This window comes from Microbispora sp. NPDC046933 (genome assembly GCF_040644635.1).
In the GTDB taxonomy this organism is placed as follows: domain Bacteria; phylum Actinomycetota; class Actinomycetes; order Streptosporangiales; family Streptosporangiaceae; genus Microbispora.
On sequence record NZ_JBEYWW010000012.1, the window covers coordinates 1 to 24,675 of the forward strand.

Consider the following 24,675-nt stretch of genomic DNA (forward strand, 5'->3'; position numbering starts at 1 on the left):
AACTCGGGGGGATAGCTCCTCGGCATGCTGACCTCTCTCGGGGTTCAGGCATGCCAGTCAACCAAAGTGACTCCATGAAAGCCGGTGAACATCACGCGCTGCCCTTTGGCCGGACCGTGACGGAGGTGCGCCGGATCCCCCGCGAGGAGACCGACCGGCTTCCCGTGCACTCCCGTACACGGCACGCGGCGCCTGCGGATCACCCACTTCTTCGAGCGCCGCGGCGTTCCCTCCATCAGAACCTCCGTAGGGGACCGTCGTCTTCAGGCGACGGGGGAATGCCGTCCCTGAATGGTTTTCTCTCCGGGCCTGCTTTGGCTGACCGGTGATTCCGTGCTTCCTGCCTCCGGGTTTTGTCGGCGCCTTCCAGTAGCGTGGTGATCTGATCACTGAACGTAGGACTGAAGGTGGGGGTGGGTGTGCGCCGGTCGTTCACGTTCCTGCTGCGCCCCACCGGCAAGCAGGCCGCCTCGCTCGCCGCCTGCCTTGAGGATCACCGGGTCCTCTACAACGCCGCCTTGGAGCACCGGCGGACCGCCTACCGCACGGCGGGTGTGGCGGTTCGCTACGGTGACCATTCTGGGGAGTTGAAGGACATCCGTGCCGATGACGCCGCCGGTCAGGGCCGGTGGTCGTTCTCCTTCCAGCAGGCCACCTTGCGGCGGTTGGACAAGGCGTTCGCGGCGTTCTTCCGCCGGGTGAAGGCCGGGCGCACGCCCGGGTTTCCCAGGTTCACGAACATGACCCACTCGGCCTCGGGCACGATCGCCCAGCCTGGGCGGAACGTCGCGGCCAAGTCGGGGTTGAACCGGAGCATCCTGGACGCGGGTTGGGGGGTGTTCCTGCGTGTGCTCGCGCACAAGGCTGAAAGCGCCGGTCGCGAGCTGATCGCGGTTGATCCTCGCAACACCTCCCGCACCTGCTCACGGTGCGGGCACTGCGCGAAGGACAACCGCGTCACCCAAGCCCCGTTCCGCTGCCAGGCGTGCGGCCATGAGGCGCACGCCGACGTGAACGCGGCCAAGAACATTCTCAGGGCAGGGCTTGCCCTTCGCGACGCTGCGGAAGCGGCCTAGCGAGAAGCCGCTCCCTTCAGGGAGCGGAGGAGTCACCGTGTTCACCCTCCGCCGCGTCCGCAGGGACGAGCCCAGGCCCGACCGGCGGCTGGACGTCCCGGGGGTGCTCGCCGCGGCCGTCGTCCTGCTCGCCCTCACCTCCTGCGCCATCGCGTACGGCCACTCGGGCGCCTCTGCGCAGACGGTGGGAGCCGCCGTGGTCGCCGTGCTCGGCACGGCCGTCCTCGTCTGGTGGGAGCGCCGGGCTCCCGAGCCCCTTTTCCCGCCGTCCGTCCTCGGCGACTCCGGCTTCGTCGGCGCCAACGCCGTCGCCGCCCTGATGAACTTCGTCGGGATCGGCTTCGTCTTCGTCGTCACCCTGTATCTCCAGGGCGTCCGCCACCACGACGCCCTGTCCGCAGGCGCCATGCTGCTGCCGTTGTTCGCCCCCCCTCGCACTGTGCGCGCCGATCACCGGGCGGCTCGCCCCCCGCTACGGGCCCAGGCTCCCGATGCTGGGCGGGCTGCTGCTCGGCACGGCCGGCGCCGCCTGCCTGCCGCTGGTCACCCCCACCGGTCCCTACGCGGCGCTCCTCCCCGCGCTCCTCGGTCTCGGCCTTGGCATGGGCCTGCTCACCGCGTCCGTGGTCGCGGCGGCGCTGCGCGCCGGACCTTCCTCCCGCCCCGGCCTGTCCTCAGGCGTCAACAACACCGCCCGGCAGGCGGCCGGCGCCCTCGGCGTCGCCGTCCTCGGCGCCCTGGCAGGGGATTCCGCCGAGGCCGGGAGGTTCACCGGGCGGGCGTCAGCAACTCCACCGCCTCCCAGGCGAGGGCGGACACCGTCCCCAGCCCGCACGCGGCCCGACGTCACCGCAACCTCCTGCTCGACGCGGGCTTCGCGGACGTCACCGCCGAGGTCCGTACGGGTGTCTTCACCGACGGTTCGCTTCTGCCGATGGTCACCGGCGTGGCCGAGGGCGCGTACGCGGCGGGGGCGGTCACCCGGCGGCAGGCCGACGACTGGATCGCGGAGCAGACCGGCCGCGCGCGACGGGGCAGGCTCTTCCTCGCTGTGCCCATGTTCCTGGCCGTCGCCCGGCGCCCGTGACCGTACGGCTCGTCGGACGTGTCTCAGGACATCGCGATGAGCTGCCCGGTGACACAGCGGGCCTGGTGTGAGGCCAGGAAGACGATCACTTCGGCGACCTCCTCCGGCGTGCCGACGTGTCGCAGCGGGCTCGACGTGCGGACGGCCTCCTCGACCACAGGGGTGATCCATCCGGTGTCGGTGGCGGGCGGGCGGACCATGTTCGCCGTGATTCCGTAGCGGCCGAGTTCGGTGGCGGCGGACATGGTGTAGTTCTCCTGAGCCGCCTTGGCCGCGCCGTAGGAGACCTCCTCGGGGAACCCCGCCGGTCCGCCGGAGGTGAGCCCGATGATCCGTCCCCATGTGGCGCCGCGCCGCACGTGACGGCGGGCGAACTCGGCGATCAGCAGGGCCGGTGCGCGGACGTCCACGGCGAACTGCCGATCGTGCGAGTCGGCGTCGACGGGGCGCAGCGCCCGTCCGAAGCGGTCGCGGGCGTCGGGCAGGAAGGTGTCGGCCAGCCAGCCGCTGGCGTTGTTGACCAGGATCTCCACCGGGCCGAAGGCCGCCTCCGCCCGGTCGAACAGGCCGCCGATGGCGGCGGCGTCCGCGAGGTCGGCCTCGATCTGCTCGGCTCGGCCGCCCTCTCGGCGGATCCGGGTCGCGACCTCCTCGGCGTCCCGCGCCCGCAGCCTGCCGTACGTGTCAGGGAAGGCCGGATCATCGGCGTGCTCGGCCGGATCGAGCCGCTTGTACGCGAGGAGGACTGCCGCCCCGCACGCGGCCAGCGCGACCGCGGTGGCCGCGCCGATGCCCTGGTTCGCCCCGGTGACCAGCGCCACCCGGCCGGTGAGTCGAGGATCGATCATCGCCACGAGTCTGGCATCCGCCGCGCGACCCCGGCCACGGATTTTCCCGTCGGCCGTCGGGGCAGCGCCCGTCTGCGCGCGACGGATCGGCCGGAATGTCGGTGGCCGCGGCTACCGTTCGTCCGTGACGATGTTCGATGTTTCATTGCCGGCCGCGGCGGAAGCCGTCCGCGTCGAGGAAGGCGCCTGATGGTCACGGTCGACGACGTGCGGCGGGTCGCGCGGGCGCTGCCGCGCACCGAGGAGGCGCTGGTGCGCGACCATGTGAAGTTCCGGGTCAGGGGCATCGTGTACGCCTCCGTCTCCCCGGACGAGACCCTGATGGGCTTCGCGTTCCCCAAGGAGGAGCGGGCGGCGCTCGTGGCCTCCGAGCCGGAGAAGTTCCTCATGCCCCTTCCCTCGGACGAGCGCTACCAGTGGGTCCGGGTCAGGCTGGCGGCCATCGACGAGACGGAGATGCGGGAGCTCGTCGTCGATGCCTGGCGCGTGGTCGTGCCCAAACGGGTGGCTGCCGCCTACGACGCGGGCTGACCGCGGAGTAGCCCCGATCCGGGGCACGCCGTCTGATCCGGTTTCCCGGCCGACTCAGGCCGGCATCGCCGCCGCCTCGCGGATGCATGCCTGCAAGTCGCTCTCCGCGTCCGCGTCGAGGGCCGCCATGGTCGCCGGGAACGCCTCGGTCAGGTCCACCATCACGTCGAGCACCACCTCGTCCAGCAGCTCTCGACGGGAGGATATGCCCGTCTTCGAGCGGGCGCTCGCCAGCCGGGGCCCGTTGACCAGGCTCCGTGCGATCTGACGCAGATCCTCCTGGGCGAGCATCACGTACGGATCCCAGGGCCGGCTCTGGTCGAAACGCCGCTCGTCGAACTCCTCGATCTTCACCTTGACGGCCGGACGGCGCTCAGGGGCCAGCGGGACGTCCGGCCGCAGGACCATCCCCTCGGCGACGTTGCCCGGAAGGCCGGGCAGCCCGAGCGCGCGCGGCACGCGGGTGGGGAAGCGGCGCGGCAACAGGTCGAGGTCCGCCCGGCTGCCTCTGCCGAGAAGCGGCACGACATCGGCTCCGGCCTCGGCGGCGATCGCGGCGACGTCCGCGTAGGGCAGGAAGATGCCTGAATCATCCGGATCCTGGTGACACAGCACATCGAAGAGGGCGAACCGGACGTCTGGGCTGTACCAGATGCCCGTCTGCACCGGAGCGAGGCCGGGCGCCGGCGGCACGTCCGGGTGAGGATAGTGCCCGCCGTACAGCTCGCCGTAGACGCGTACGGCGGCGGCGCCGCCCCGGGTCAGAGCCGCCCGCGCGGCCCTGCCGAGGGCGTCGCGCAGGAGCTGCCAGCCGAAGAACGGCTCGTCGCCGCGCAGCCACGCCTTGCGCTTTCCCACCCGCAGGTCATCGCCGTCGTAGGCGATCACCATCTGGGCCCCGTGGATCTTCTCGGTGGCCACCCAGGGGCCGCCGGTGACCGTCGTCCCAGGCGCATCCGCCGCAGGAATCTTCGGATAGGCGACATGTCGCATGCAGGCAGTATGGCCGGAGGTGCTGACAAGCAGCCGGGACTCGGCCGGCCGGCCCGGACACCAGGGGGAGAAGCTCTTCCCCGGCTCAGACCCGGGCGCCGCCGTCGACCCGCAGGACGGCGCCGGTCACGAAGGAGGAGCGGTCGCTCAGCAGCCAGGCGGCGGCCTCGGCGATCTCGGCAGGGTCGGCCCCGCGGCGCAGCGGTGTCAGCGCCGTGAGCCGCTCCTGGAGACCGGGGGACTCCGCTTCCCAGGCTCGGATCATCTCGGTGAGTGTGTTGCCGGGAGCGATCGCGTTGACGCGGATGCCTTCGGGGCCGTAGGTGACGGCGGCCGACTCGGTGAGGCTGTTGACCGCCCGTTTCATCGCACCGTAGGCCGGTAGCTCCGGGTTGCCTCCCCAACTGCCGACGGACGAGTTGTTGACGATGGCACCCGTGCCCGCGGTGGCCCGGATCGCCTCCACCTCGGCGACCATGGCCAGCCAGACGCCCTTGAGGTTCACGGCGTAGATGCGGTCGAACTCGGCCTCCGGCATCCGGTCCATCGGGCCGGGCTGCTGGCCGGTCGCCCCGTTGTTGAAGGCGACGTCGAGCCGGCCGTACAGGTCCACGGCGCGGCTCACGGCGGCGCGCACGCTCGCCGCGTCGGCCAGGTCGCACACCACGTGGTCCGCCGTGCCGCCCGCCGCCCGGATCTCCTCGGTCACCGTCTTCAGCTGGGCCTCCGTCCGGGCCGCGAGCAGCACGCGGGCGCCCTCCCGGGCGAACAGCCGCGCCGCCGCGGCTCCGATACCGCGTCCGGCGCCGCTGATGAAGGCGACCTTGCCGGCCAGCAGACCAGGAGCGCCGGGCGTGGCAGGAGTGGATGTGCCGGTGGTGAGTGTGTTGTCCATGGCGATGAGCCTGCGCCAGCCGGGCGTGGCCCATCCAGGCATCGGCGATACCTGGATAGCCTCCACGCCCTGGGCAGACTGGAGGTGTGAACCGACGAGAACTGGCCGATTTCCTGCGCAGCAGGCGGGAGCGGATCAGCCCTGCCGACGTGGGACTGCCCGCCGGGCCCAGGCGTCGCACCCCGGGGCTGCGGCGTGAGGAGGCGGCGCAGCTGGCGTTCATCTCGACCGAGTACTACACGCGGCTTGAGCAGGCCCGCGGTCCGCGCCCGTCGCGCGAGGTGCTGGCCGGGCTCGCCCGGGCCCTGCGCCTGTCGGACGCCGAGCGCGCCTACCTCCACCACCTCGCCGGCGCCCCGCCCGCCCCGCCGCCAGGACCCTCGCGCGAGGTGCGGCAGAGCATCCTGGACCTGCTGGCGAGGCTGCCGCAGGCCGCCGCGTTCGTCACGTCCGCCACGCTCGAGGTGCTCGCCTGGAACGAGCTGGCGGCCGCCCTCATGGAGGACTTCTCGGCCCTGTCGCGGCGCGACCGCAACCTGGTGCGCCGCGTGTTCCTCGGCCCGCATCGCGAGGGACGGCGGTTGTACGGGGTCTCCGACGCCGACGACTTCGCCCGCCACGCGGCCCGGCGGCTGCGTGCCGCCGCCGCCCGATACCCCGACGCGCCGGAGGTGACCGGGCTGGTGGACGAACTCCTCGCGAACAGCGCGGAGTTCGCGCGGCTGTGGGCTTCCCACGACGTGGCGGACGGGCCCACGCTGTGCAAGACCTTCCGGCACCCGCTGGTCGGCCCGATCACCGTCAACTGCGACGTCCTCGACATCGCCGACCGTGATCAGCAGGTGGTGATCTACACCGCCGTCCCCGGTTCGCCATCCGAAGAGGCGCTGCGGCTGCTGTCGGTCATCGGCACCCAGCGCATGGACGCCCCCCGCTGAACAGCCTTGGTGAACCGCGCACGGCCGAGGAGCTCGGGTTATGGATGCCGACGGCTGAGCAGGGTGCCGTCGCGCTGATCCATAAGCGGGGCCAATAGATCCGTGGATGCGGGCCTGGGCACGGGGAGGATGCGGGGCGTTCTGTTCGACGTATGAGGAGTGGTGATGACGTCGTCTTTTCCCGCATCGACCGTGCTGGGGTATCCGCGCATCGGGCCGGATCGGGAGTTGAAGCGGGCGCTGGAGGCGTACTGGGAGGGGCGCGCGAGCCGGGAGGACCTGGAGGAGACCGCGCGGCGGTTGCGGGAGGACACCTGGCGGCGGCTCGCCGCGCTCGGCCTGGAAGGGCTGCCGTCGAACACGTTCTCCTACTACGACCAGGTGCTCGACACGGCGGTGCTGCTGGGCGCGGTGCCCGAGCGTTACCGGCACGGCGACGACCTGGCGACCTATTTCGCGATGGCCCGCGGCGCCGAGGGGATCGCCCCGCTGCGCATGACCAAGTGGTTCGACACCAACTACCACTACATCGTTCCCGAGATCGGCCCGGACACGGTCTTCTCCCTCGACGCCGCCAAGCCGCTGGCCGAGGTGCGCGAGGCCCGCGCGCTGGGGCTGGAGACCCGGCCGGTGCTGGTCGGGCCGGTCACGTTCCTGCTGCTGTCGCAGGCCGCCCCGGACAGTCCGGGCGGCTTCGCCCCGCTCGACCGGCTGGACGACGTCGTCGAGGTGTACGCGCGCCTGCTGGCCGAACTGGCCGCGGAGGGCGTCGGCTGGGTGCAACTGGACGAGCCCGCCCTGGTGGCCGACCGCACCGCCGCCGAACTGGCCGCGGTCGAAACGGCCTACGGACGGCTGGGACGGCTGGAGAACCGGCCCGCGCTGCTGGTCACCTCCTGTTTCGGGGATCTCGGCGACGCCCTGCCGGTGCTGGCCGGGACGCCGGTCGAGGCCGTCGGCCTGGACCTCGTCCGGGGCACGGCCCACGGTGTGGACGCCCTGGCCGGCAAGACGGTCGTCGCCGGCGTGGTGTCGGGCCGCGACGTGTGGCGCACCGACCGGGACCGCGCGCTGGCCACGCTGCTCGCCGTACGGGAGCGCGCCGGGCGGGTCGTGGTGAGCACGTCGTGCTCGCTCCTCCACGTGCCGTACGACGTGGAACGGGAGACCGGCCTCGACCCCGCGCTGCGGGGGCGGCTGGCGTTCGCCGAGCAGAAGGTCGCCGAGGTGGTCGAACTGGCGGCCCTGCTCGCCGCCGCACCCGGCGGGCGCCTGCCCGGACACCCCGCCGCGCAGGACCGTCCGCACGCGTCCCGCGTCCGGACGGCGGAGGGCCGCGCCCCCTACGCCGTGCGGGCGGCGGCGCAGGCCGAGCACCTGAAGCTGCCGCTTCTCCCGGTCACCACGATCGGCTCCTTCCCGCAGACGGGCGAGCTGCGCCGGGCCCGGGCGGCCCTGGCGGCCGGGGAGATCGGCGAGGCGGCGTACGAGAGCATGGTCCGCGCCGAGATCGAGCGGGTGATCGCGCTGCAGGAGCGGCTGGGGCTGGACGTCCTCGTGCACGGCGAGCCCGAGCGCAACGACATGGTGCAGTATTTCGCCGAGCACCTCGACGGCTTCGCCGTCACCCGGCACGGCTGGGTCCAGTCGTACGGCTCGCGCTGCACCCGCCCGCCCATCCTGCACGGCGACGTGCGGCGGCCGGAGCCGATCACCGTCCGCTGGGCGAGGTACGCGCAGTCGCTGACCAGCAAGCCGGTCAAGGGCATGCTCACCGGCCCGGTGACGATCGTGGCGTGGTCGTTCGTCCGCGACGACCTGCCGCTGCGCGAGGTGGTGTTCCAGGTCGCCGACGCCGTCCGGGAGGAGGTGGGCGACCTGGAGGAGGCGGGCATCCGCGTCATCCAGGTCGACGAGCCCGCGCTGCGCGAGCTGGTGCCGCTGCGGCGGGCCGAGCAGGCCGCGTACCTGGAGTGGGCCGTCGCGGCCTACCGGTGGGCCACCTCGGGCGCGAGCGAGCGCACGCAGATCCACACGCACCTGTGCTACTCGGACGCCGACCAGATCCTCGCCGCGATCGACGCCCTCGACGCCGACGTCACGAGCATCGAGTCGGCTCGCTCGCGGGGGCGGGTGCTCGGCGCGGTCGGCGCCTTCCCCCGGGGATTGGGGCCGGGCGTGTACGACATCCACTCGCCGCGCGTGCCGGGCGCCGACGAGGTGGAGCACCTGCTCGCGGAGGCGCTGCGGACGGTGCCCGCCGAACGGTTGTGGGTCAACCCCGACTGCGGGCTCAAGACCCGCTCGTACGAGCAGGTCGAGGCGGCGCTCGCCAACGTGGTCGAGGCGGCGGCCCGCCTGCGCGAGCGCCACTCCTGAACGCCACGCCCGAACGGTGCGGCGGCGGCCCGCCGGCCTGGAACGGTGTCTACGAACCGACGCTGACCAGGACGACACCGCGATAGAGAACGAGCGGCGCGCCGCGGCCGTCGAGGCGGGTGAGGACGATCTCGTCGTCCGGGCCGGGATCGGCGCTTTGGCCGCCCCGCAGGGAGACGACGAGGTGCCGCCCGTCGGCGGTGGGCAGCACGCGGGTGACCGTCTGGCCCTTCCGCGCGCCGGTCGCGATCGGGACCGCGGCGCCCGGCTCGCTCACCGCCGTGAGCGAGCCACCGCCACCGCCACTGTCGCCGTCATCCCCACCGTCGGCGGCGGCGCCGGCGAACAGGATCCGGCGCCCGGGAAGGGCCGTGACCGGGAACGCCCCGGCCGGCCCGGTGACGGCGACCCCTTCGGACGTGAGGGCGACCACGACGCCGTCCGGCGTGAAGCGGATGCCCGTCACCCCCGGGGTGCCCGTCCCCGGGCCGGCCGGCTGCCCTCCTGAGGGGATGGCGGGGAGCGGCACGGCCTGCCGGGCCCGGGGCACGGTGACGGCCCGGCGTGCCCGGGCCTGCCGGAGATCGACCTCCCACACGTCGGCGGGCCGCGGCTCGCCGACGTCCGCGTCACGCGGCAGTGCCGCGACGAGCGCGTGCTCGCCCGCGACGGCGATCTTCACGCTGTCGTCGCCCGCCGGGAAGCCCTTCACCGGTGTGCGTGTGCCCGTCCGGAGATCGACGACGACCAGGCGCGGGCGGGCGGCGCCTTCCATCGCCAGCGCGCGCCGCCCGTCGGACGTGAAGGCGACCGCGCCGACCTCCTCCACCAGCCTGCGAATCCCGCCGTGGGACCTGCCACCGTGGAGTGTGCCGCCGTGAAACCCTGCGACGGCCAGCACCGACGCGCCGTCGTCCTGCCGCAGGATCGTCGCGTACCCGTCGCCGGTGAAGACGCCGGGGGCGCCGCGGTCCGACCGGCCCACGGTCACCGCGCCGCCGTCCCGGGTGTCGGTCATGACGAGCGAGTCGTCCCGCAGCGACGCCAGGTAGCGCCCGTCGGGGGAGACGGCCACCGGAAACGCCGGCACGGAGGTCCTCGGGGTCGCCGTGCCGTCGCGCAGGTCGACGCCGCCCGCACTGGTCGGTCCCGTGCCGTACCAGTACACGCCGCCGTTGGGCGCGCGCTCGCACTGCGCCTCCGGCCCGGGCTGCTCGGTCCGGCCGTCCGCACGGACGAGGACGCACCGCCCGGTGGTCGCGGACACGGTGGGGCCGACGGGGAAGGTCCCGGTGACGAAGACGTGACCGGGGAGCGCGGCGTCGACCACGTCGCCGGAGACCAGGACGGCGTCCCGGTAATCCCCGGCCAGGCCGCGCACCGGGATGGGGATGGCCGGGTCGCCGAGCGCGACCTCCACGTGCCGGCGCACCCACGTGCCCTTCGCCAGCGCGTCGCCGAACCGGTCCACCCGGATCAGGCCGAGCATGTCGCCCCGCGTCTCGTCGGGGACGCGGGCGAGGAAGACGGCCCCGCCGTGGCCCTCGCCACCGTTCCCTTCGGCACCGTTCCCTTCACCACCGGGCCCTTCGACGCCGGCGGGCAGCGGGTTGACGCGTGCGGCCAGGCTTTCCGGCGGCGCCGAGCCGCCCGGGGAGCAGGCCGCGAGCGAGAGCAGGGCGAGCACCATGGCCGCGGGCGTACGCAGACCCATGAGCGCGATCTTAGATGTCCCCGCCGTCCGCGACCCAGGGGGGCGGGGAGAACGGCTCAGCCGGGCTTGGCGGAACCTCGGGGGACCACCAGGCCGGACTCGTAGGCGAAGACGACGAGCTGGGCGCGGTCCCGCGCGCCGAGTTTGGTCATCGCCCTGCTCACGTGGGTCTTGGCGGTGAACGGGCTGATCACCATGTGCGCGGCGATCTCCTCGTTGGTGAGGCCGCGCGCGACCAGGGCGACGACCTCCCGCTCGCGGTTGGTGAGCTCCTCGAGGGCGGCCGTCGGCACGGCGTCCGGCGGGCGGGAGACGTACTCGCTGATGAGCGTCCGGGTGACCGCCGGGGACAGCAGGGCGTCGCCGCGCGCCGCGACCCTGATCGCCTGGAGAAGCTCCACCGGGTCGGTGTCCTTGAGCAGGAAGCCGCTCGCGCCCGCCCGCAGCGCGTCGAACACATACCGGTCGAGGCCGTAGTTGGTCAGGATCACCACCCGGGTGGCGGCCAGGCGGGGATCGGCGGCGATGCGGCGGGTCGTCTCGATGCCGTCCATCACCGGCATCTGGATGTCCACGAGCGCGACGTCGGGGACGTGCCGCTCGGCCAGCGCCAGGCCCTGGCTGCCGTCGCCCGCCTCGCCGACCACCTCCACGCCCTCCTCGGCGTCGAGCAGCGCCCTGAACCCGGCCCGGATGAGCGCCTGGTCGTCCACGAGCAGCACCCTGATCACGCGGCTCCCTCCCGGGCGGGCAAGGGCAGCTCGGCGTGGACGGCGAAACCGCCGTCCGGCCCCGGGCCGGTCTGGAGCCGCCCGCCGAGCGCGGACACCCGCTCCCGCATGCCGATGAGTCCGACACCCACACGAGCCGCTCCGGGCCGGACCGCGGCGCCGGTCCCGGCGGTTCGGTCCGCCTCATCCCGTGACGTGGCGCCGGGCAGGCCCCTGCCGTCGTCCTCGACGCGTACGACGAGGGCGTCGGGCAGGTAGCCGACGTGCACGGACGCGGAGGCGGGGCCCGCGTGCCGCGCCACGTTGGTGAGCGCCTCCTGCACGATCCGGTAGGCGGCCAGGTCGACCTCGGGCGGCAGGCCGCGGGGCGTGCCGGTGACCGCCAGCGTGGCCGGCACGCCCGCCGACCGCGCCCGCTCGACCAGCTCGCCGATCCGGTCGGCCCGGGCCGTGCCCGGCGCGTCGTCCGGGCCGGGTTCGCGCAGCACCTCCAGCGTCGCGCGCAGCTCCCGCATGGCGTCCGCGCTCGCGTCCTGGATCGCCAGCAGCGCGGCCGGCACGTCCTCGCCCCGCTTGCGCGCCAGGTGGACGGCCACGCCGGCCTGCACCTTGATGATCGAGATGCTGTGGGTGAGCGAGTCGTGCAGTTCCCTGGCGATGCGCAGCCGCTCCTCGCCGGCCCGGCGACGCGCGACCTCCTCCCGGGTGCGCTCCGCCTCGATGGCGCGCTGCTCGGCCTGGCGCAGGTACGCCCGGCGCTGCCGGGAGACGACTCCCGCCACGCTGGCGGCCACGAACCAGCCGACCAGCAGGCCGACCCGTTCCACCACCTCGCGCGGGGTCCGCGCGCCGAGATCCGACAGCTCCGCCAGCAGGATGCCGCCGAGGTAGGCCGCGCTCACCGACGCCGCCCACACGCGCCGGCCGGTGGCGGCCGCCGAATACGCCGTGATCATGACGGGAAAGGCGGGCGAGATCTCGGGCTGCACCCGCAGGGCGTAGGCGAGCATGCAGGCCGCGGAGACGACGAGCGCCGTCACCGGCGCCGCCCGCCGCGCGGCCAGCGCGGCGGACCCGCCCACCAGGAGCAGGTAGCCCACCACACCCACCTGCCCGGGGCCGTTCGGCGAGCCGGGAATCAGGGTGCCGCCCGCGAGCAGCACCGCCATGACCGCCGCGATCGCGGCGTCCGCGGCGTACGCCCCGAGAACGCTGGGGGACGCCTGCCGTCCGCGATCGCCGTCCATGTCCGAAGCGTAAACCGCGCCCGATCCCCGCCGCCTCCTTCCGGCGGACCGGTCCGGCACTACTCCCGCCGGAGTATGGCGAACCGCCACTCGCCGTGGCGGGAGCGGCCCCGAACGCCTTCCGCCGTACGACGACGGGGGCGGCCTCGCCCGGCAGGATCGGGCCGCATGACAGGACGACCGTTGGGGAGGCCGAGATGCCGACGCCGTACCGCTATGTGACCCCCGTGCCCACGGAGGCGGCGACGGGGCTGATCGCCGAGGTGTACGGCCAGATCGCCCGTGACTTCGGCGTGGCCCGCATGCCGCTGTTCATGACGCTGTCCCCGGCTCCCGAGGTGCTCGTTCCCACCTGGGCGGTGCTGCGTGAGTCGCTGCTCGCCGGGCGGGCGCCGAGGGCGGCCAAGGAGGTCGTCGCCACCGGGGTCTCCCTCGCCAACAGGTGCCCGTTCTGCGTCGACGCGCACACCGTGCTCCTGCACGCGACCGGCGAGCACCGGCTGGCCGAGACCGTGGCGCGCGGGGAGACGCCGTCCGATCCCGAGCACGCCCGGCTGCTCGCCTGGGCCACCGGCACGGCCACGTCCGGGCAGGCGCCGCCGTGCCCGCCGGGTCACGAGGCCGAGCACATCGGCACGGCCCTCGCCTTCCATTTCATCAACCGGATGGTGTCGTCGCTGCTGACCGACAACCTCCTGCCCGGCGGCCTGCAGCGGTCCCGGCTCGTACGCGGCCTGGGCGGCAGGGCCCTCGCCAGGACGGTACGCCGCAGACTGCCGCAGGGCGAGGCGCTGCCCTTGCTGCGTGGGCTGCCGTCGGGCCCGGTCCCGGCCTGGGCGGCGGGCGCCCCGGCCGGGACCGCGTTCGCCGCGCTGCGGGCCGCGGTGGGGGAGGGGGCCGCCCTGCTGGGTGACGCGGCCAGGGAGGCGGTCGTGGAGGCCGTCGCGGCCTGGGACGGCGAACACCCTCCGCTGTCCGGCTGGCCTTCCGGTCCGCTGGCGGACGTCGCGCCCGCACAACGCCCGGCGGCCCGGCTCGCCCTGCTGGCCGCCCTCGCGCCCTATCGGGTGACCGACGCCGACGTCGCCGCCTGGCGGGAGGCCGGGGGCGGCCGGTCCGACGCCGACCTCGTGCGGCTGCTGGCGTTCGGGGCGATCACCGCCGTCCGGCGGATCGAGGCCGCCCTCGCCGCACCGGCCTCCTGACACCAGGCGGCTTTCAGGACGCGGCGGTGCAGACCAGACGGCGGTATCTGCCGGGGGAGATCCCGTGCTCGCGTTTGAACGCGTTCCCGAACGCGAACTCCGAGCCGTACCCGACGCGCCTGGCCACCTCCGCCACGGAGGCGTCCGTCTCCTGCAGCAGGCGGGCCGCGGTGGACAGCCGCCACCAGGTGAGATAGGCCAGGGGAGGCTTGCCGACCAGGTCGGTGAAGCGGCGGGAGAACGCGGCCCTGGACAGGCCGGCGCGCTCGCCGAGCGACTGGACGGTCCAGGGGTGGGCGGGGTCGCGATGGATGGCGTCGAGGGCGGCGCTGACGGCCGGGTCGGCGAGGGCGGCGGCCCAGCCCGAGTGGGCGCAGTGCTCTCCCCCGGCCTCGAACCAGGCCCGCAGGATGTAGAGATGAAGGACGTCGAGCAGGGACGAGACCACGGTGTCCGCGCCCAGGCGGGGGGTTTCGATCTCCCCGGCGAGCAGGTCCACCGCGGCGCGCAGCTCGGGATGACGGCCGAGCCGGGCGGGCAGGTGGATCACGCCTGGCAGTGACCGCAGGCTGGGGTGGGTCCTGGCCTGGTCGAGCCGATACCCGCAGCAGAGCGTGACCGTCTCGGCTCCGCCGCCGCCGAGATCGACCGAACTGATCACGCCGGCGTCTCGGTAGGGGTCGCAGACGGGCTCGGCCAAGGGAGTCGCGGGGTTGTCGGCCAGGGCGTACCCGCCGCCCTGCGGGAGGAACACCACGTCTCCCATGCTCAGCGCGACGGGCTCACCCTCGGCCGGGAGGAACCAGCAGGACCCGCGCAGGACCACCTGGAAAGTCGCGGAGCCGGGCTCCGCCGGGAAGCGCTGTCCCCAGGGAGCCCGCCAGGAGACGCGCGCGGAGCGCGGACGGCCCGTACGCATGATGGCGATGACGTCGCTCAGGACATCCATGCGCAGAGTCTAAGCCGCAAGACTCTCGCGTATAAATGCCATATCCATACGCATTGGTCTTCTCGCGGCCGCTTCCTAGAGTTGTCTCCACACGCCGCGGGCCCCGGCGCCGAGTCCCCCTCCTACCGGGAAAGAGACCACTTCAATGATCAAAGTAGGTGTCATCATCGGCAGCACCCGCCCCGGCCGAAACGGAGCGGCGGTCGCCCGCTGGGTCCACGACCTGGCAGTCAAGCGCGGCGACGCCGACTACGAACTGGTCGACCTCGAGGACTACGCGCTGCCGCACCTGGACGAGCCGCTGCCCGCCGCGGCCGGGCAGTACGAGCACGCCCACACCAGGAGGTGGTCCGAGGCGGTCGCGGCCCTCGACGCGTTCGTCTTCGTGACCCCCGAGTACAACCGCTCGACCTCGGGCGCGCTCAAGACCGCGATCGACTTCCTGTACGCGGAGTGGGCGAACAAGGCCGCCGGGTTCGTCGGCTACGGCGTGGACGGCGGCGCGCGCGCCATCGAGCACCTGCGCCAGATTCTCGCCACGGCCGGCGTGGCAGGCGTGGCGCCGCAGGTCACGCTGTCCATCCGCGACGACTTCGAGAACTTCTCCGACTTCCGGCCCGCCGCCCGGCACGAGGATTCCGTGCGGCTCATGCTCGACCAGGTCGTCTCATGGGCGGAGGCCCTGCGTACGGTCAGGGTCTGACGAGCGGAGGAGGTCAGACCTCCAGTTCGCCGGACCATATGGTCACGGCGTGTCCGGCGAGCTCGACGCGGTCGCCGCGCAGGGTCGTGCGCACGGTCCCGCCGCGCTGCGACAACTGCTCCCCGACGAGCGTGTCCCGGCCGAGCCTGCCCGACCAGTACGGCGCGAGCACGCAGTGGGCCGAGCCGGTGACCGGGTCCTCCGGCACGCCCACCCGGGGGCCGAAGAACCGGGAGACGTAGTCGCCGGAGGCCCCCTCGCCGGACGCCGTCACGATGACGCCCCGGGCGTCGACCTCGGCGAGCCGCGCCATGTCGGGGTCGGCCGCCCGCACGTCCTCGGCCGAGCCGACCTCGACCAGGAGGTCGAACTGGCTGCGGCCGGTCCACACCGGCGTGACGCCGAGGGCCTCGACGAGGCCGTCAGGCGGCGGGCACGGCGCGGCCTGCTTCGCCGGGAAGTCCATCGCGATCAGCCCGCCGCCCGCCTGCTCGGTCGCGAGCACGCCGCTCTTCGTGTCGAACTCCAGCCGCCCGGTCTCCCCCAGGGAGTAGAGGACGTGCGCGGTGGCCAGGGTGGCGTGCCCGCACAGCGCGACCTCGACCGCCGGGGTGAACCAGCGCAGCGATCGCGGCCCCTCGTCGCGCCGCAGGACGAAGGCCGTCTCCGAATGGCGCATCTCGGCGGCCACCGCCTGCATCCACTCGTCCGGCACGGTCTCGTCGAGGAGGCAGACCGCGGCGGGATTGCCCCGGAACGGCCGGTCGGTGAAGGAGTCCACGGTGAAGACGCGCATGTCCGCGGATTCTACGGCCGCCCGCCTTCGCCGGCGGAACGGCGGAGCGCGGCGAGGGTCTCCCCGGCCACCTGGAGCTCCTCGCGGGGCCGTACGACGAGGACCGGCAGGCGGGCGCCCGGCGGGCTGACGACGCGATCCCGGTCCACATCGGTCACGGCGGGCGGCTCGACGCCGAGCAGCGACAGCCTGCCGCACACCGCCTCGCGCACCTCGGGCTGGTCCCAGCCGATCTCGCCGGTGAACACGAGCGCGTCGAGCCGGTCGAGGGCGGCGGTAGAGGCGGCGATCTCCCGGCTCACCCGGTAGGCGAACACGTCGAGCGCCAGTGCGGCGGCCTCCTCCTGCGAGTCGACCAGGTCGCGGGTGTCGCCGGACAGGCCGCCGGAGAGCCCGAGCAGGCCGGAATCGTGCTCCAGCCCGTCGCGCAGCTCCTCCAGGGTGAGGCGCGAGCCGGACAGCAGCCACAGGAGCATGCCGGGATCGACGCTGCCCGAACGCTTGCTCATGGGCACGCCCTCCAACGGCGTGAACCCCATCGAGGTGTCCACGCTCCGGCCGTTCCGTACGGCGCAGACCGAGCATCCGCCGCCGAGATGCGTGAGGACCAGGTGGACCTCCCCGGCCGGGCGCCCGAGCAGCTCGGCCGCCCGCCGGGTCGCCCACGCGTACGACAGCCCGTGGAATCCGTAACGGCGCAGGCCCCAGCGGCGCCGCCACCCGGCGGGCAGGGCGTAGGTCGCGGCGGCTGCGGGCAGCCCGGCGTGGAAGGCGGTGTCGGGACACAGCACGTGCGGGACGGACGGCAGCACCCGCCGGGCCGCCTCGACCAGCGCGAGCGCGGGCGGCACGTGCAGCGGCGCGAGGTCGGCGTATCCGCGCACGGCCTTCACCACGTCGTCGTCGGCGACCGCCGGCGCGCGGACGGCCTCGCCGCCGTGGACGAGCCGGTGACCGACAGCGGTCACCTCGGCGTCCGCTCCGGACAGGAAGTCCGACAGCGTACGCTCCGCGGCGGCGGGGTCCGGGCTGTGCTCGCTGTGCTCGGTCCGCAGCACGCGGCCGTCCCGCACCAGATGCAGTTGCAGGCTGCTGGAGCCCGCGTTGACGGTGAGCACGGTCGGTGTCATGGCGTCCGTCTTTCCGGCCACCCGGCGGGCAAACCCCGGCGGGCCGCCGGACAGAGCGGGCGGGGGATCGGCGGGCCGGGCCGATTACGGACGCACGGCGCAGAGCAGGCGGTTGTCGCCGCGCTGCCACAGCGTCCCGATCTCGGCGAAGCCCGCCGCGCGGAGGGCCTCGACGTGGGTGGACAGGTGGAGCGACTCCGAGCCGTGGTGCGCCGCGGTGGCCGGCCGGGGCGCCGCGACACCGGCGAGGTCGGGGTCGGCGGCGACCGCGTCCCACCACTGACGCCAGTCCTCGGGACGGCCGCCGGCGAAGCGCCGCCGCTCCTCGCTCTCGTGCACGGCCCGCTCCAGCCTCGCCAGCGCCGGAGTGGTGTCCTCAGAGCTGAAGTGGTCGCCGTCGAGGAACAGCCCGCCCGGCCGCAGCACGGTCGCGAGCTCGGCGTACACGGCCCGCAGATCGGGCTCGGCCAGCCAGTGCAGCGCGGTCGTGCTCACCGCCGCGTCCGCCGGGCGGTCGAGGCCGAGCGCCTCGCTCCACCCCGGCTCCCGCAGGTCCAGATCGGCGAAGCGCAGGCCGTCGCGGTCGCCGTACGCCGCCCGGGCGAGCGACAGCAGCAGAGGATCGGCGTCGACCGCGACGACCGTGGCCCGGGGAAGGCGGCTCAGCAGGCGGGCCGAAAGCGAGCCGGGGCCGCAGCCGAGGTCGATCACCAGGGGGTCCGGGCGGCCCACGCCCGCCTCGACCGCGTCGATCAGCGCGGTGAAGCGCTCCTCCCGGTCGGGGAGGTAGCCCTCCTGCTGGCGGTCCCAGCGGTCGATCCACCGCGTGGCGACGTCGAACGTGAGCATGCCGTCTCCTTGTAACTGGCGTGTATGATTTCGGCAGTTACAACGTAGAACGCAAGGGCGTAACTGGTCAAGTGAACTTCAACAGTCACACCGATTCCGTGGTGGCGGTCGCCGTCGGCCTGGTCAACGCGCTGACCGAGGGTGAGGCGCGGGGCCGGCCGTACGAGCCGCCGACGGGTGAGGCGCGGGCCGCGGCGGTCGCCGACATCCTCGCGACCGGCGACCGGCGGGCGCCCAATGTCGCCGAGGCCGAGGCGGGCGCGCTCGCGGAGGTCGCGGGGCGGCTGCGCGGCGTGTTCGAGGCGGTGACGCGAGGCGACGTGGACGCGGCGGCGCTCACCGTGAACGGACTGCTGGCGGAGACGGACGCGCGCCCGCACCTCGACCGGCACGACGGGGAGCCCTGGCACCTGCACTTCCACGGCGCGGGCGGCACCCTGGCCGGCAACTACGCGGCCAGTTGCGCGACCGGCCTCGCCGTGGTGCTCGGCAGCGAGCTGCACGACCGGCTCGGCGTGTGCACCGCGCCGCACTGCGACCGCGTGTACGTGGACACCTCCCGCAACGGCACCCGCCGCTTCTGCTCCACGGCCTGCCAGAACCGGGTCAAGACGGCCGCTTTCCGGGCGCGCGGCGCCTGACCGCTCCGCCGCGCCTTCCCCGGCCGAACGCGAGGCCCGAACGCCCGAACGCGAGGCCCGAACGCAAGGTCCGATCGCCGCCGGATCTCCTGCCGCCGTTCCCGCCATGCTCGACACCATGAACGAGAGCAACGACATGAACGGCAAGGCGGCCCTGGTCACCGGGGGTGGCCGGGGGATCGGCGCGGCCGTCGTCCTGAAGCTGGCCGAGCGCGGCGCGGACGTGGCGCTGACCTACGAGCGTGACGAGGACAGCGCGGCCGCCGTGGCCGAGAAGGTGAAGGGGATGGGCCGGCGGGCGCTGGTCATCCGGGCCGACAACGGCGACGCGGCGGCGGTCGCCGCGGCCGTGGACGAGGCCGCCGCGCAGTTCGGCCGGCTCGACGTCCTCGTGAACAACGCGGCGGTCTTCCACGTCGCGCCGATCGAGGACCTGGGGGCTGAGGAGGTCGACCGTACGCTCGCGGCCAACGTGCGCGGGCCGTTCCTGGCCGCGCGGGCGGCGGCGGGCCACATGACCGAGGGCGGCCGGATCATCACGATCGGGAGCAACGTCGCCGAGCGGACCGTCTTCCCCGGGTTCGCCCTGTACGCCATGAGCAAGACGGCCATGACCGGGATGACCAAGGGGCTCGCCCGCGACCTCGGGCCGCGCGGCATCACGGTCAACCTCGTCAACCCCGGCCCGACCGACACCGCCTCGAACCCGGCGGACAGCCCGATGGCGGACACGGTCCGGGGACTGACGGTCCTCGGCCGCTACGCGCAGCCGGACGACATCGCCGAGACCGTCGCCCACCTGGCGGGCGACGGCGGCCGGTACGTCACCGGCGCGACGATCAACGTCGACGGCGGCTGGGCCGTCTGACGCCCGTCCGTCCGCCTGCTCGGGGAGCGGCGCGGGTGCGTGGGGGCGGTGCGGTGAGCTGGGGACGGTGCGGTGAGCTGGGGACGGTGCGGTGAGCTGCCGCGCCGTCCGGGCCCGCGCGGGGAAGCCGTCAGGCGTCGGCGGCTTGGACGTCGGCGACCACGCAGGAGATGTTGTCGGGTCCGCCGCCATCGTTGGCCAGTTCGATGAGCCGGCGGACCGTCTCCTGCGGGTCGGCCACCGTGGTGAGCACGTGGTGCAGCGCCTCGGGTTCGAGCACGGAGGTCAGCCCGTCGGAGCACAGCAGGTAGCGGTCGCCCGGGTACGCCTCGCGCAGCGACAGGTCGGGCTCGGCCAGGCCGCTCGTCTCCAGGGCCCGCAGCAGCAGGGAGCGGCGCGGATGGCGGGCGGCCTGATCGGGGCTCATGCGCCCGTCGTCCACCAGCGACTGCACCAGCGTGTGATCGCGCGTGATCTGGTAGAGCGCGCCGTCACGCAGCATGTACGCCCGCGAGTCGCCCACGTGGGCCAGGGCGAACTTCCCGTGGCCGTCCCAGAGCATGGCGGTGACCGTGGTGCCCATCCGTTCGAGCGTCGGGTCCTGCGCGGCGAGGTCGCCCAGGCGCTGCCCCGCCTCCCGTACGGCGTCCGCGAGGGCGGCCGCTGGGTCGGCGGGAGGGGGGCCGTCCTCCAGCCTGGCCAGTGTGGAGATGACGGCCGCGCTGGCGACCTCGCCGTGTCCGTGCCCGCCCATCCCGTCGGCGATGGCGAGCAGGCGCTCGCCGGCGTGCACCGAATCCTCGTTGTTGGCACGCGAACGCCCGACGTCCGACCCAGCGGCGTACCGAATACGGTTGTGCGTCATGGTTTTGAGTAAACCATTGGTTGAGTCACTTCACAAGCAGGGTGCTAGGCTCGTGTTCATGAGCCACGACGCCCAGGCGGACAACGCGGCGGACACGACGGCGCGCCCCGCCGCCAGCCCGCTGGAGGCCGCCGTCGAAGCGGCGGTCGAAGCGACCGTGAACGCGGGCGACATCGCCCGGCTCGCCGACGTCGGCAGGGCCGCGGTCAGCAACTGGCGCCGCCGCTACGAGGACTTCCCCCAGCCGGTCGGCGGTACCGCCTCCAGCCCGCTTTTCTCGCTTCCGGAAGTGGAGGCGTGGCTGCGCAGGAACGGCAAGTCGTTCGAGGTGTCCCAGGGGGACCGCGTCTGGCAGCGGCTGCGCGCGTCGGCCGACGACCTGCGCCTGGGCGAGGTGCTGGGGGAGGTCGGGGCGTTCCTGCTCTACACGCTCCGCGACCCCGACGGCTGGAAGCGCCTGTCCGCCGCCTCCGACCTCGCCGCGCGGCTCCCGCACGAGGTGGCGGAGGCGACCGCCGACCTGCCCGCGCGCACGGGCGACGCGACCCCGGTCGAACCCGGCCTGCTCCGGCTGGTCGCCGGGATGGCCGAGCGGCACGGCGCGGGCGGCACGTTCGAGTTCCTCTGCGAGCGGTACGCCGAGGCGCACAGCCGCAGGCTGGCACTGACCCGGCCCGACGTGGCCGCCCTGATGACCCGGCTCGCCTGCGCGGGGGCGCGTACGGTGCTCGACCCCGCGTGCGGCATGGGCACGCTCCTGCTGGACGCCGCCGGGGCCGGCGGGGCGGGGGACGAGGCGCGGCTGCTCGGCCAGGACGCCAACGAGACGGTCGCGCTGCTCGCGGCGCTGCGCCTGCTGCTGCGCGGGCTGGACGCCCGGGTCGTCCCCGGCGACGCGCTGCGGCACGACGGGTTCCCGCCGGACCGGCCGGTGGAGGCGCTCGTGGACGCCGTCGTGTGCGACCCGCCGTTCAACGAGCGAGCCTGGGGCCACGAGGACCTCGTCGGCGATCCCCGCTGGCAGTACGGCATGCCCCCGCGGGGCGAGTCGGAGCTGGCCTGGGTGCAGCACTGCCTCGCCCACGTGCGGCCCGGCGGGCTGGTGGCCATCCTGATGCCGGGCGCCGCCGCGAGCCGCCGCCCCGGACGTCGCATCCGGGCGAACCTGCTGCGGGCGGGCGCGCTGCGCGCGGTCTTCACGCTGGCGCCCGGAGGCCCCGACCTGTGGCTGCTGCGCCGCCCCGAGACCGGGGAGCGGCAGCCCGGCGCGATCCTCGTGGCCGACGCGAGTGACGACCCGGCCTCCGTCGAACCGGCCTGGCGGGCCCATCTCCAGGAGACCGAGCTCCCGCGCGGTGGCCGCACGGTCAGGATCATCGACATCCTCGACGACGAGGTGGACGTGAGCCCGGCGCGGCACCTGTCACCCCGGATCGACACGCGGGGCTTTCCCGCGGCCAGGGAGCGATTCCGGGAGGCGGCCGCGGCGCTGGCCGACGACGTGCCCGACCTGGAGGTGCTCACCGGCGGCGCGGCGGGCTGGGACGCGTCGTGGGCGACCGTGGCCGAGATGGCCAGAGCAGGGCTGGTCACCATCCGGCACTCGACGCTGCGGGCGCTGCCCAATGACATTCCCGGCGGTGACATACCCGGCATTCCCGGCGGTGACACTGACGGCGGGGACGCGCCCGCCGGCGAGGCGTCCGGGGGCGGGCTGCCCGTGCTGACGTCCGACGACGTCGCGGCCGGGACGGCGCCGTCGCGGCGGATCCCGCGGGTCCCCGGCCTGGTCGCCGTGCGCCCGGGAGACGTCGTGGCGTCGGCCGTCACCGCCCGGGTGGTCACGGGGGAGGGGGCGGTCCTGGGCCCCCATCTCAGCCTTTTCCGCGTCGCTCCGGACAAGGTGGATCCCGAGTTCCTGGCCGGATTCCTGCGCTACGCGGCGGGCGGCGGGCGGCCACATCTGGGCAGCAGCCGCGTGGAGGCCCGCCGGGCCCGCGTCCCCCAGCTTCCCCTGGCCGTCCAGCGGGCGTACGGCACGGCCTTCCGGCGGCTGCTCGCGCTGGAGGACGGCCTGCGCGAGGCGGCCGCGGCGGGGGAGGCGCTCGCCCGCCTCGGCGTCGAGGGGCTGATCGACGGACGCCTCCGCCCTCGTGGATAACGCGGTCCGGAGCTTCCCAGCTGAGAGAGTCCTGTCCACCCGGCCGCTGAGCCCGAGCATCGCGGCCGGATCCGGTAGCTTTTTCCCCGATAGGCCGACGGGAGGGGCGCATGGTCATCGGCGACCGGTATGAGCTGGACGACCTCCCCCTGGGGCAGGGCGGCATGGGCGCCGTGTACGGCGGGCACGACCGGCGGCTCGACCGCAAGGTGGCGGTGAAGTTCCTGCGGCTGCCCGACGGCCCGGACGAGGAGCTGCAGCGCCGGTTCATCCGTGAGGCGCGGATCCTCGCGAAGCTCGACCATCCGGGCGCGCCCGTGTTGTATGACTTCGGCACCTACGAGCAGCGGCTCTTCCAGGTCATGCAGTTCATCGAGGGCGTGACGGTGGCCGACCTGCTGAGCGAGCACGGCCCGCTGCCGGTGCCGTGGGCCGCGGCCATCGCCGCCCAGGCGTGCGCCGTGCTGACCGCCGCCCACGAGCTGTCGATCTGCCACCGGGACCTCAAGCCGACCAACCTCATGCTCTGCCCGGACGGCAGCGTGAAGCTGCTCGACTTCGGGCTCGCCATGCTGCGCGAGGCGGACGTCGCGGGGTTGACGGCACAGTTCACCCGGATCGGGCAGATCCTCGGCACCCCGGCGTACATGTCCCCCGAGCAGATCCAGCGCGGAATCGCCGGGCCGAAGAGCGACCTGTACTCCCTCGGCTGCGTGCTGCACGAGATGCTGACCGGCAACCAGCTGTTCACCGGGCCCACCGAGTACGCCGTGTTCGACAAGCAGGTGAAGGAGCGGCCGCCCCGGGTTCCGGGGGTCCCCGCCGAGCTGGACCGCCTGATCGCCGAACTGCTGGAGAAGGAACCCGACAACCGGCCGTCCGACGCGCACACGCTGTTCGAGCGGCTGCAGCCGTTCGCGGTCGACCTGCCCCCGCTGCCCGGCTTCCTCAACCCGGCGTCGGTTCCCAGCCCCGGGCGCATGTACGCCCAGATGGTCGGCCGCGTCCGCTGATCCCGGGGATCAGCGGCGCCAGGCGGTCAGGACCTCCTCGACCCGGGGGCGGATGCGTTCGCGGGCCGTCATCCGCGGCACCCCGGACATCAGCAGCTCGTCGTAGTCGGTGTCCAGGTGGCGCACGCTCGCGATCACGGCGAGCGTGATGGCGTTCTCGTCCAGCACGCGGGCGGCGGCGGTGCGGCCCACCCGCCCGCTGCCGCGTACGGCGGCGTGCGCGGCGATGGCCTCGGCCCGCTCGGCCGGGCAGCGGGGGAACAGCCGGCGGATCTCCGCCGCCATCCTCGCCTGGAACTCGGCGTCCTCGCCGGCGCGGCGCTCGCGGTCGCGTTCGCGGCGGCGCAGCCGCGCCTCCTCGTCGGCCAGGCACTGCTCCTCGGCCCGCGCCAGCGCCTCCTCCTCGACCAGGACGCCGAGCCGCTCGTATCTCTTGCGCCGCCGGTTGAAGCGGACCACCACCGCCGACAGGCCGCTCTCCTTCTTGGCGCGGCGGCTCAGCGCCGCGTTCCCCGCGGGCAGGAAGCACAGGTGGTCCATGTCGGCGCAGGTCAGGCAGTGCGGCCGGTCGTCCTCCATGACCAGGTAGGGTCCGGTGTCCCCGCACCCGGCGCAGGTCCACGCGTCCAGCGGCGCCACGGCCACGAGGTCGGGGGCCTTGCTGTGCCGCTCGGTGATCTGCCGCCGCCGCGCCTCGCTCAGGTCCGGCGAGAGCCAGTGGACGCGGAAAGCACGCTCCAGATCCTCGTCGCCCGCCGCCGTGAAGCGCAGCGGCCGCCGGTCGCGGGTGCCCGCCGTGTACGCCGCCTCGCTCTCCACCAGGTCGCGGGACACGGCCCAGGCGCGCAGATGCGACAGGGCTTCGGCCATCCGGCCGGCGTCCACGGCGGCCAGCCGTTCCAGGCTGTCGGCGCGGCCCTGCCGCCACGTCTCCACGTGGCGGTCGTGCAGCCACCGCAGGCCGGTGAGGACGTCGATCGGGGTCACGTACTTGCGGGTGGCCAGGGCGATCTCCGCCGCCTGTGCCACCCGTCCGCCGAGCTTGCTGCGCATTCC

24 protein-coding genes are annotated in these 24,675 nt (G+C 74.0%); 11 read left to right on the top strand and 13 right to left on the bottom strand.

Annotated features, from left to right (window positions below):
• Positions 1-407: 407 nt before the first annotated feature.
• A complete protein-coding gene (locus tag ABZ857_RS17585) occupies positions 408-1,076 on the top strand; it encodes a transposase (protein WP_357044057.1) in 669 nt (222 codons plus the stop codon).
• A gap of 16 nt (positions 1,077-1,092) precedes the next feature.
• On the opposite strand, the gene ABZ857_RS17590 is transcribed toward ABZ857_RS17585, so the two are convergent.
• The gene (locus ABZ857_RS17590; protein WP_357044058.1) at positions 1,093-1,458 is read right to left on the bottom strand and encodes a hypothetical protein; all 366 of its coding nucleotides are present in this window, start codon (positions 1,456-1,458) and stop codon (positions 1,093-1,095) included.
• A 109-nt stretch (positions 1,459-1,567) separates the two neighbouring features.
• Here ABZ857_RS17590 and ABZ857_RS17595 point away from each other — a divergent pair, with 109 nt between their 5' ends.
• Positions 1,568-2,203: a hypothetical protein gene (locus ABZ857_RS17595; RefSeq protein WP_357044060.1), complete on the top strand. Its 636-nt coding sequence runs from the start codon at positions 1,568-1,570 to the stop codon at positions 2,201-2,203.
• Here ABZ857_RS17595 and ABZ857_RS17600 read toward each other — a convergent pair.
• Positions 2,187-3,011, bottom strand: coding sequence for an SDR family oxidoreductase (locus ABZ857_RS17600; RefSeq protein WP_357044062.1), 825 nt, complete (start codon positions 3,009-3,011; stop codon positions 2,187-2,189). The two genes, ABZ857_RS17595 and ABZ857_RS17600, sit on opposite strands and share 17 nt — an antisense overlap.
• A 189-nt stretch (positions 3,012-3,200) precedes the next feature.
• On the opposite strand from ABZ857_RS17600, the gene ABZ857_RS17605 reads away from it, so the two are divergent.
• Positions 3,201-3,542, top strand: coding sequence for an MmcQ/YjbR family DNA-binding protein (locus tag ABZ857_RS17605; protein WP_357044064.1), 342 nt, complete (start codon positions 3,201-3,203; stop codon positions 3,540-3,542).
• A 54-nt stretch (positions 3,543-3,596) separates the two neighbouring features.
• Here ABZ857_RS17605 and ABZ857_RS17610 read toward each other — a convergent pair whose 3' ends face one another.
• Positions 3,597-4,535, bottom strand: a complete 939-nt coding sequence (locus ABZ857_RS17610) for an RNA ligase family protein (protein WP_357044066.1) — start codon at positions 4,533-4,535, stop codon at positions 3,597-3,599.
• Positions 4,536-4,620: 85 nt separating this feature from the next.
• A complete protein-coding gene (locus ABZ857_RS17615; RefSeq protein WP_357044068.1) occupies positions 4,621-5,472 on the bottom strand; it encodes a glucose 1-dehydrogenase in 852 nt (283 codons plus the stop codon).
• 44 nt (positions 5,473-5,516) lie between these two features.
• Between ABZ857_RS17615 and ABZ857_RS17620 the strand changes: the two genes are divergently transcribed.
• A complete protein-coding gene (locus ABZ857_RS17620; protein WP_357044070.1) occupies positions 5,517-6,368 on the top strand; it encodes a helix-turn-helix transcriptional regulator in 852 nt (283 codons plus the stop codon).
• A 165-nt stretch (positions 6,369-6,533) separates the two neighbouring features.
• Positions 6,534-8,747 (top strand): 5-methyltetrahydropteroyltriglutamate--homocysteine S-methyltransferase, encoded by a 2,214-nt coding sequence (gene metE / locus ABZ857_RS17625; protein WP_357044072.1) that lies wholly within the window; start codon positions 6,534-6,536, stop codon positions 8,745-8,747.
• 49 nt (positions 8,748-8,796) lie between these two features.
• Here metE and ABZ857_RS17630 read toward each other — a convergent pair whose 3' ends face one another.
• Genes ABZ857_RS17630 through ABZ857_RS17640 form a run of 3 tightly spaced genes read right to left on the bottom strand, consistent with a single transcriptional unit; the run spans position 8,797 to position 12,439 of the window.
• Entirely contained in the window at positions 8,797-10,461 is a 1,665-nt protein-coding gene (locus tag ABZ857_RS17630) for a hypothetical protein (protein ID WP_357044074.1), read from the bottom strand.
• Between the two features lie 56 nt (positions 10,462-10,517).
• Positions 10,518-11,192: a response regulator transcription factor gene (locus ABZ857_RS17635; RefSeq protein ID WP_357044076.1), complete on the bottom strand. Its 675-nt coding sequence runs from the start codon at positions 11,190-11,192 to the stop codon at positions 10,518-10,520.
• Positions 11,189-12,439, bottom strand: coding sequence for a sensor histidine kinase (locus ABZ857_RS17640; RefSeq protein WP_357044078.1), 1,251 nt, complete (start codon positions 12,437-12,439; stop codon positions 11,189-11,191). Before ABZ857_RS17640 ends, ABZ857_RS17635 begins: the two co-directional genes overlap by 4 nt.
• Positions 12,440-12,636: 197 nt before the next feature.
• Here ABZ857_RS17640 and ABZ857_RS17645 point away from each other — a divergent pair, with 197 nt between their 5' ends.
• The gene (locus ABZ857_RS17645; RefSeq protein WP_357044080.1) at positions 12,637-13,644 is read left to right on the top strand and encodes a carboxymuconolactone decarboxylase family protein; all 1,008 of its coding nucleotides are present in this window, start codon (positions 12,637-12,639) and stop codon (positions 13,642-13,644) included.
• A gap of 13 nt (positions 13,645-13,657) precedes the next feature.
• Here the strand turns inward: ABZ857_RS17645 and ABZ857_RS17650 are convergent, their stop codons facing one another.
• On the bottom strand, positions 13,658-14,593 hold the full coding sequence (locus tag ABZ857_RS17650; RefSeq protein WP_357044082.1) for an AraC family transcriptional regulator: 936 nt from the start codon (positions 14,591-14,593) through the stop codon (positions 13,658-13,660).
• Between the two features lie 145 nt (positions 14,594-14,738).
• Between ABZ857_RS17650 and ABZ857_RS17655 the strand changes: the two genes are divergently transcribed.
• Complete coding sequence (locus ABZ857_RS17655; protein ID WP_357044084.1) at positions 14,739-15,296, top strand: NAD(P)H-dependent oxidoreductase; 558 nt, start codon at positions 14,739-14,741, stop codon at positions 15,294-15,296.
• A 13-nt stretch (positions 15,297-15,309) separates the two neighbouring features.
• On the opposite strand, the gene ABZ857_RS17660 is transcribed toward ABZ857_RS17655, so the two are convergent.
• The 3 genes from ABZ857_RS17660 to ABZ857_RS17670 all read right to left on the bottom strand — a co-directional run bounded on the left by ABZ857_RS17660 (position 15,310) and on the right by ABZ857_RS17670 (position 18,071).
• Complete coding sequence (locus ABZ857_RS17660; RefSeq protein ID WP_357044087.1) at positions 15,310-16,092, bottom strand: PhzF family phenazine biosynthesis protein; 783 nt, start codon at positions 16,090-16,092, stop codon at positions 15,310-15,312.
• 11 nt (positions 16,093-16,103) lie between these two features.
• Positions 16,104-17,222 (bottom strand): acetate/propionate family kinase, encoded by a 1,119-nt coding sequence (locus ABZ857_RS17665; RefSeq protein ID WP_357044089.1) that lies wholly within the window; start codon positions 17,220-17,222, stop codon positions 16,104-16,106.
• A gap of 84 nt (positions 17,223-17,306) precedes the next feature.
• Positions 17,307-18,071, bottom strand: coding sequence for a class I SAM-dependent methyltransferase (locus ABZ857_RS17670; protein WP_357044091.1), 765 nt, complete (start codon positions 18,069-18,071; stop codon positions 17,307-17,309).
• A gap of 71 nt (positions 18,072-18,142) precedes the next feature.
• Here ABZ857_RS17670 and ABZ857_RS17675 point away from each other — a divergent pair, with 71 nt between their 5' ends.
• Both ABZ857_RS17675 and ABZ857_RS17680 read left to right on the top strand, forming a co-directional pair.
• A complete protein-coding gene (locus ABZ857_RS17675; RefSeq protein WP_357044093.1) occupies positions 18,143-18,712 on the top strand; it encodes a CGNR zinc finger domain-containing protein in 570 nt (189 codons plus the stop codon).
• Positions 18,713-18,830: 118 nt separating this feature from the next.
• On the top strand, positions 18,831-19,580 hold the full coding sequence (locus tag ABZ857_RS17680; protein WP_357044095.1) for an SDR family oxidoreductase: 750 nt from the start codon (positions 18,831-18,833) through the stop codon (positions 19,578-19,580).
• A 130-nt stretch (positions 19,581-19,710) separates the two neighbouring features.
• Here ABZ857_RS17680 and ABZ857_RS17685 read toward each other — a convergent pair whose 3' ends face one another.
• Entirely contained in the window at positions 19,711-20,445 is a 735-nt protein-coding gene (locus ABZ857_RS17685; RefSeq protein ID WP_357044097.1) for a protein phosphatase 2C domain-containing protein, read from the bottom strand.
• A 58-nt stretch (positions 20,446-20,503) separates the two neighbouring features.
• On the opposite strand from ABZ857_RS17685, the gene ABZ857_RS17690 reads away from it, so the two are divergent.
• Both ABZ857_RS17690 and ABZ857_RS17695 read left to right on the top strand, forming a co-directional pair.
• Positions 20,504-22,606, top strand: coding sequence for an N-6 DNA methylase (locus tag ABZ857_RS17690; protein WP_357044099.1), 2,103 nt, complete (start codon positions 20,504-20,506; stop codon positions 22,604-22,606).
• Positions 22,607-22,716: 110 nt separating this feature from the next.
• A complete protein-coding gene (locus ABZ857_RS17695; RefSeq protein WP_357044101.1) occupies positions 22,717-23,619 on the top strand; it encodes a serine/threonine-protein kinase in 903 nt (300 codons plus the stop codon).
• A gap of 9 nt (positions 23,620-23,628) precedes the next feature.
• Here the strand turns inward: ABZ857_RS17695 and ABZ857_RS17700 are convergent, their stop codons facing one another.
• Positions 23,629-24,672, bottom strand: coding sequence for a DUF2293 domain-containing protein (locus ABZ857_RS17700; RefSeq protein WP_357044103.1), 1,044 nt, complete (start codon positions 24,670-24,672; stop codon positions 23,629-23,631).
• Positions 24,673-24,675: the final 3 nt, after the last annotated feature.

Bases quoted from the DNA above. Each gene is read 5' to 3' on its own strand.
- ABZ857_RS17595 (WP_357044060.1), top strand. From the start codon at position 1,568: ATGCTGGGCGGGCTGCTGCTCGGCACGGCCGGCGCCGCCTGCCTGCCG.
- ABZ857_RS17600 (WP_357044062.1), bottom strand. From the start codon at position 3,011: ATGATCGATCCTCGACTCACCGGCCGGGTGGCGCTGGTCACCGGGGCG.
- ABZ857_RS17605 (WP_357044064.1), top strand. From the start codon at position 3,201: ATGGTCACGGTCGACGACGTGCGGCGGGTCGCGCGGGCGCTGCCGCGC.
- ABZ857_RS17610 (WP_357044066.1), bottom strand. From the start codon at position 4,535: ATGCGACATGTCGCCTATCCGAAGATTCCTGCGGCGGATGCGCCTGGG.
- ABZ857_RS17615 (WP_357044068.1), bottom strand. From the start codon at position 5,472: ATGCCTGGATGGGCCACGCCCGGCTGGCGCAGGCTCATCGCCATGGAC.
- metE (WP_357044072.1), top strand. From the start codon at position 6,534: ATGACGTCGTCTTTTCCCGCATCGACCGTGCTGGGGTATCCGCGCATC.
- ABZ857_RS17630 (WP_357044074.1), bottom strand. From the start codon at position 10,461: ATGGGTCTGCGTACGCCCGCGGCCATGGTGCTCGCCCTGCTCTCGCTC.
- ABZ857_RS17640 (WP_357044078.1), bottom strand. From the start codon at position 12,439: ATGGACGGCGATCGCGGACGGCAGGCGTCCCCCAGCGTTCTCGGGGCG.
- ABZ857_RS17645 (WP_357044080.1), top strand. From the start codon at position 12,637: ATGCCGACGCCGTACCGCTATGTGACCCCCGTGCCCACGGAGGCGGCG.
- ABZ857_RS17650 (WP_357044082.1), bottom strand. From the start codon at position 14,593: ATGGATGTCCTGAGCGACGTCATCGCCATCATGCGTACGGGCCGTCCG.
- ABZ857_RS17655 (WP_357044084.1), top strand. From the start codon at position 14,739: ATGATCAAAGTAGGTGTCATCATCGGCAGCACCCGCCCCGGCCGAAAC.
- ABZ857_RS17660 (WP_357044087.1), bottom strand. From the start codon at position 16,092: ATGCGCGTCTTCACCGTGGACTCCTTCACCGACCGGCCGTTCCGGGGC.
- ABZ857_RS17665 (WP_357044089.1), bottom strand. From the start codon at position 17,222: ATGACACCGACCGTGCTCACCGTCAACGCGGGCTCCAGCAGCCTGCAA.
- ABZ857_RS17670 (WP_357044091.1), bottom strand. From the start codon at position 18,071: ATGCTCACGTTCGACGTCGCCACGCGGTGGATCGACCGCTGGGACCGC.
- ABZ857_RS17680 (WP_357044095.1), top strand. From the start codon at position 18,831: ATGAACGAGAGCAACGACATGAACGGCAAGGCGGCCCTGGTCACCGGG.
- ABZ857_RS17685 (WP_357044097.1), bottom strand. From the start codon at position 20,445: ATGACGCACAACCGTATTCGGTACGCCGCTGGGTCGGACGTCGGGCGT.
- ABZ857_RS17690 (WP_357044099.1), top strand. From the start codon at position 20,504: ATGAGCCACGACGCCCAGGCGGACAACGCGGCGGACACGACGGCGCGC.
- ABZ857_RS17695 (WP_357044101.1), top strand. From the start codon at position 22,717: ATGGTCATCGGCGACCGGTATGAGCTGGACGACCTCCCCCTGGGGCAG.
- ABZ857_RS17700 (WP_357044103.1), bottom strand. From the start codon at position 24,672: ATGCGCAGCAAGCTCGGCGGACGGGTGGCACAGGCGGCGGAGATCGCC.